Source organism: Neobacillus sp. BF23-41 (assembly GCF_041106275.1).
In genome coordinates, this window is record NZ_JBGBPR010000025.1 from 1 (window position 1) to 5,834 (window position 5,834).

Annotated in this window: 6 protein-coding genes; 1 reads left to right on the top strand and 5 read right to left on the bottom strand. The window is 40.3% G+C overall.

Annotation, left to right across the window (positions count from 1 at the left end):
- Window positions 1-255: 255 nt before the first annotated feature.
- The 5 genes from AB7942_RS24855 to rfbA form a co-directional block, all read right to left on the bottom strand.
- Window positions 256-390 (bottom strand): BA3454 family stress response protein, encoded by a 135-nt coding sequence (locus AB7942_RS24855; protein ID WP_098932569.1) that lies wholly within the window; start codon window positions 388-390, stop codon window positions 256-258.
- 353 nt (window positions 391-743) lie between these two features.
- Complete coding sequence (rfbB, locus tag AB7942_RS24860; RefSeq protein WP_369448924.1) at window positions 744-1,772, bottom strand: dTDP-glucose 4,6-dehydratase; 1,029 nt, start codon at window positions 1,770-1,772, stop codon at window positions 744-746.
- The gene (gene rfbD / locus AB7942_RS24865; RefSeq protein ID WP_369448925.1) at window positions 1,772-2,626 is read right to left on the bottom strand and encodes a dTDP-4-dehydrorhamnose reductase; all 855 of its coding nucleotides are present in this window, start codon (window positions 2,624-2,626) and stop codon (window positions 1,772-1,774) included. Before rfbD ends, rfbB begins: the two co-directional genes overlap by 1 nt.
- A gap of 3 nt (window positions 2,627-2,629) precedes the next feature.
- A complete protein-coding gene (gene rfbC, locus AB7942_RS24870; RefSeq protein ID WP_369448926.1) occupies window positions 2,630-3,190 on the bottom strand; it encodes a dTDP-4-dehydrorhamnose 3,5-epimerase in 561 nt (186 codons plus the stop codon).
- A 13-nt stretch (window positions 3,191-3,203) separates the two neighbouring features.
- Window positions 3,204-4,082 (bottom strand): glucose-1-phosphate thymidylyltransferase RfbA, encoded by an 879-nt coding sequence (gene rfbA, locus AB7942_RS24875; RefSeq protein WP_369448927.1) that lies wholly within the window; start codon window positions 4,080-4,082, stop codon window positions 3,204-3,206.
- 337 nt (window positions 4,083-4,419) lie between these two features.
- Here rfbA and AB7942_RS24880 point away from each other — a divergent pair, with 337 nt between their 5' ends.
- Window positions 4,420-5,403: an LCP family protein gene (locus AB7942_RS24880; protein ID WP_369448928.1), complete on the top strand. Its 984-nt coding sequence runs from the start codon at window positions 4,420-4,422 to the stop codon at window positions 5,401-5,403.
- Window positions 5,404-5,834: the final 431 nt, after the last annotated feature.

The following is a 5,834-nucleotide window of genomic DNA, read 5'->3' on the forward strand; positions in this document are numbered from 1 at the left end:
TTTTTTCTTAATTATACAAAAAAGTACCCGATAGGTAGACTTTTTTATAAGTGTCTACACTATCGGGTACATTTTATGGCAGCCAGGCTTTTTTTGCGGTCTAAAAATGCTAGTAAACCACCAGCAACGAGTTATAAGTGCAAGTGCTGAAATAAAGCCGTCATTGGCAGCTAGATTTCAAGTAAAGGAAGCTATCCAAAATCTATTCTTCAAGTGGAAGTTCCATTCAATCCTTTTAATCCTAGGATCCCGTATTTAATTTGCCCATTGTTTCAGAACTTGTTCTTGTGCCATACGATAAACTTCTTCTTCTGTTTGGTCTTTGGTAGCTATTACGTTGGTTTGATAGACTTTACCTTTATGTGTTACATAGATTGTATACTTGTACATTTTGTTCTATCTCCTTTATTTAATTCTAACTTTTTGTTCATTCCACTTATCTAGTAAATCAAATTTCATTTTCATTTAGTTATGCCTACAAATGTTTTTTAACTTTTTTATATTTTACAAATAAAATGAAAATGATTAAAGCTAAATAAAAGGTCAAGATTTGACAAATTCTCAACTTAACAAAAATTAATATACTCACTAGCAACGGTAATGACTGGAAAAGTCAATAAAATCAACAAACTTTATATGATTCTAATCTCTTATGTATTTTTTTACACTACTTATAATGCAGAAAAATGTCGAAACATATAAACTAAAAAAGCCCCGGATCCACGATACAGGGCTATGACAATCTATGATTGATCTAAAGAATAATGCTTCTTGAAGTAATTCTTGTATTCCCCACTAATAATCTGCTCCCACCACCACTTGTTTTCCACATACCATTCAATCGTTTGAGCGATTCCCGTTTCGAATGTGTAGGTTGGTTTCCATCCTAGCTTCTCCAACTTCGTAGGGTCAATCGCGTAGCGCTTATCATGACCCAAACGGTCTGGGACAAACTCAATGAACTCTTCCGATTTTCCTAACGTGGTCATAATCGTTTTTACCACGTCTAAATTTGTCCGCTCGTTGTGCCCGCCTATGTTATAGACTTCCCCGGTAACACCCTCATGCAAAACAAGGTCTAGTGCTGCACAATGATCATGGACATGCAGCCAATCACGGATATTCTTTCCGTCACCATAAACAGGTACCTTCTGATTATTTACTACGCGAGAAATTGTTAAAGGAATCAATTTCTCTGGAAAATGGAAGGGACCATAGTTATTGGAACAACGAGTAATATTGACTGGCAGTCCAAATGTTTCGTGATAGGCACGAACCAAGAAATCAGAGGAGGCTTTACTTGCACTGTATGGACTATTGGGCTGTAACAGCGTCTCTTCGGTAAACAATGTCGATGAATCCAGCTCTAACTCACCGTATACCTCATCCGTTGAGACATGAACAAACTTGGTGACTTCCATTTGTTTGGCGGCATCAAGTAACACTTGCGTCCCTAGCACATTCGTCCGAACAAATATCTCCGGGTCCGTAATCGAGCGATCGACATGGCTTTCTGCGGCAAAATGGACCACATAATCAAACTTTTCTTTTTCAAAAAGCGGTAGAATGGCTTCGCGATCAGCAATATCAGCTTTCATAAAATGATAGTTTTCCTTCTTTTCGATCTCACGGTGCTTGGTTAGATCGCCTGCATAGGTTAATCCATCCAAATTATTAATATCATACTGAGGGTATTTGTTAATCATATATTGAACAAAGTTGCCACCGATAAATCCGGCTCCACCTGTTACAAGAAGCTTTTTCCCTTGCATTACTTCACCTCTTGCTTTAATGCTTTTAAGTACTGCTCTAAGGAGTCCTGCCAAGACGGCAATGGAATAAATCCATTGTCCAGTAGCTTTTGCTTCGACATTCGCGAGTTCTTGGGACGGGCGGCCCTGGTCGGATATTCCTCTGTTTTAATCGAATGGACTTTTACTCTTTTGCCCGCTTTGTGAAAAATTTCTTCGGCAAATTCAGCCCAGCTGCAATATCCCTCATTCGTGGCATGATAGATTCCATATCGATCCGTTTGGATCATATCAATTAATAAACGCGACAAATCCAAGCTATTCGTAGGCGAACCCACTTGATCTCCCACCACATTCAGTTCATTTTTAGTTTCAGTCAATCGCAGCATTGTTTTCACGAAATTATTCCCGTTTAGTCCAAAAACCCATGATATCCGGACGATGAACCAATCGGATAAGGTCGTTTGGACAATTTTCTCCGCTTCATATTTGGTCTGCCCGTAATAGCCGACGGGGTTGGGCGCGCTCGTTTCGTCAAAAGGTGCTTCACCCAATCCATCTAATACATAATCTGTACTGATAAACATGAATTTAGCCTTTAATTCCCGTGCGGCGCATGCTAAATACTTGGTCCCATCGACATTCACCTTCCAGCAATTTTCTTGATCATCCTCTGCTTGATCAACCGCCGTATAGGCAGCACAATGGATGATCGCATCCGGATTGATTCCTTTTACAAACCTGTAAACGGATTGTTCATCTGTTATGTCCAATTCCTTTGACCCCACGCCAATCATTTCAAAACTGCGCCTTCCCCCTTCACGAACCACATCATAGCCGAGCTGTCCTGTAAAACCCGTCACTAGAATTTTCATCGTTTATTCTCCAAAGTTAAAATTATTTTCTGCATCTGCCAGGAGTGGAGCCATTTCATCCTTTGTTGATAGTATCGGAGTCATCTCAACTGGCCATTCAATCCCAATGGTTGGATCGTTCCAGCTGATGCCCCGGTCACATTCAGGTGCATACAAATGGTCTACTTTATATTGAACTTCTACATCATCGGTCAACGTCAAAAATCCATGTGCAAACCCCTTAGGAATCAATAATTGACGTTTATTTTCCGCACTTAACTCGATTCCAAACCAGCTACCAAACGTGTGGCTGCCTTTACGAAGATCGACAGCGACATCAAATATCAACCCTTTAGTACAGCGAACAAGTTTGGTTTGCGCTTTAGGATGTAATTGATAATGCAATCCCCGTAAGGTCCCTTTGGCTGCCGAGAATGATTGGTTATCTTGAACAAACTTCACATCGATTCCTGCTTCCTGAAGCCTTGCCTCGCTATAAGTCTCCATAAACCAACCGCGATGATCGCCAATTAGTTTTGGCTCGATAATCATTACCCCTGGCAGGGAAGTCTCAATCACATTCAACCTATCACCTCTTTTAATACTTGATGCTGCCATTGGCTACTTTTAATAAATATTGACCATATCCTGTCTTGGAGAATTTCTCACCTGATTCAATTAATCTATCAATATCAATCCAGCCATTAATATAGGCGATTTCCTCGGGTGCCGCGATTTTAATTCCTTGATGATCCTCAATTGTTTTTACAAAATTAGTGGCTTCCACTAAACTTTGATGTGTTCCCGTATCCATCCACGTAAAACCTCGTCCAAGCAGCTCAACCTCGAGTTCTCCCATCCGTAAATATCGATCGATTACAGTGGTAATCTCTAACTCACCTCGTGCCGATGGTCTGACACTTTTGGCAATATCCACAATTCGATTGTCGTAAAAGTACAATCCCGTGATCGCATAATTTGATTTTGGTACCTGAGGTTTTTCTTCGACGCTTAATACTTTTCCATTTTTATTAAATTCCACTACACCAAAACGCTCTGGATTTTGCACATGGTAACCAAAAATGGTTGCCCCACTCTCCTTTTGGGCCGCACGTTGGAGAATTTTTCGCATCCCACTGCCGTAGAAAATATTGTCTCCTAAAATCATCGCGACGGAATCATCGCCAATAAACTCTTCCCCAATAAAAAAAGCCTGGGCTAATCCATCTGGGCTCGCCTGGATTTTATATTCTAGATGTATTCCAAACTGGGATCCATCCCCAAGAAGTGCTTCAAAACGCGGCGTATCCTCTGGAGTTGAAATAATCAAAATATCACGAATCCCTGCAAGCATTAAGGTGGAAAGCGGATAATAGACCATCGGCTTATCATAAATAGGTAATAATTGTTTACTGGTGACCATCGTTAACGGATATAAGCGTGTCCCGCTTCCACCTGCTAGAATAATAGCTTTCATCGTAACCTCCATTCCGGGTCGTTATGGAAGGAATTTTGGTTTGGGCTGCCTATCGGGTGTCATTCCTTTATGTATATATGCTTATTTTGTAGTTCACGAAATATTCCACCGCTACATACGAACAGAAATGTTCGATGTTTTAGATAACGCTGGTAAAAATAAAAAGCCCGATTCCTATGTTGGCAATCGAGCTTATTTTTAGGATTACTGGGAATCTTAGAATGATTGAATCGATGACACATGATTGCCAATGATTTCCCATAAATTATGATTGAATAGATGCTTCAAAAACTGTAAAATTAATAGAATTGATTTTGCTAATCCATCGGAGGAAATTATGAAAAAGAAGAATAAACGCAAATGGAAGATTGCCGGCTTTAGCATTTTGGGTATTATTTTACTCATCGTTGCGGGCCTTGGATATGAATACTATAAGATACAGCCGACAAATCATTTTTCCACGGTGCCTGTGGTAAGTTCAGGAAAAACGGGCGATACCACATCAACAAGTGAATCTGTCGAGGTAAAAGAACCCGTTTTTAACCTGTTATTGATCGGGTCCGATGAACGAAAAGGACAAAATGTGGGTCACTCGGATTCGATGATGTTGGTCCATGTTGATTTAACAAAACATCAATATGATGCGGTTAGCATTCCACGTGATACCCGCGTTCATTTAGATGGGTACGGCTATACCAAACTAACAAGTGTTCAATATATTATGCAGGCCACAAAAGGCGCCAAAAAAGGGGTAGAAGCAGCAGTCAATGCAGTCGCTGAATTAACAGGAACTCCAATCAATTACTATGTCGAAACCAATTATGGCGGCTTTCAAGCAATGGTGGATGCCGTCGATGGCATTGAGATGAGCGTACCATTTGATGTGAAATTAACACATCCTTGGTATGGTGAAAACAAGAATAAAGTGATAAGTGCAGGAACCCATTCCTTTGATGGAAAAATGGTAGCTGAGGTTGTACACGAGCGCTATTCCCTCGCAAGTGGCGAATATGGTCGTCAAAAGTTACAAGAAGAAGCGCTAAAAGGAATTGCAAAGAAAGCCTTAAGTCCAAATAATATTACCAACTTGCCTTCTTTAGTGAAATCCATTCCCGACTTTGTGATTGCGACCAATATGTCTACACAAGATATGTTAAGCCTTGGACTAGCAGCGAAAGATTTCGACCCCAACACACAGTTGGAATACCACCAAATTCCTGGTGAAGGAAAAAGAATGTACGATGATATCTTAAAAGCAAATAACTACCAATTAGTGATTGATCAGGATAAGGTCAAAGATCTAGTAGCTCAGAACTTTTAAATAGAATGGTAACTCTATTAAGCCGAATGATGATAAAGCATCATTTGGCTTTTTTTGCTTTAGAGTGGGGAGCAGACCTTTTTAAAAATAGGCTTTGGCAAAGAAGTCAGTTACGTTAAGTGACTCTACGTTCCCAGAACGTTGGAATTTCTTGAATTCAGTCACGTAGAGTGGCTCTACGTTACCCAGAACGTTGGAATTTATTGAGTATAGTCACGTAGGGTGGCTCTACGTTACCCAAAACGTTGGAATTTCTTGAGTTCAGTCACGTAGAGTGGCTCTACGTTACCCAAATCGTTGGAATTTCTTGAGTTCAGTCACGTAGAGTGGCTCTACGTTACCCAGAACGTTGGAACTTCTTGAGTATAGTCACGTAGGGTGGCTCTACGTTACCCAAAACGTTGGAATTTCTTGAGTTCAGTCACGTAGAG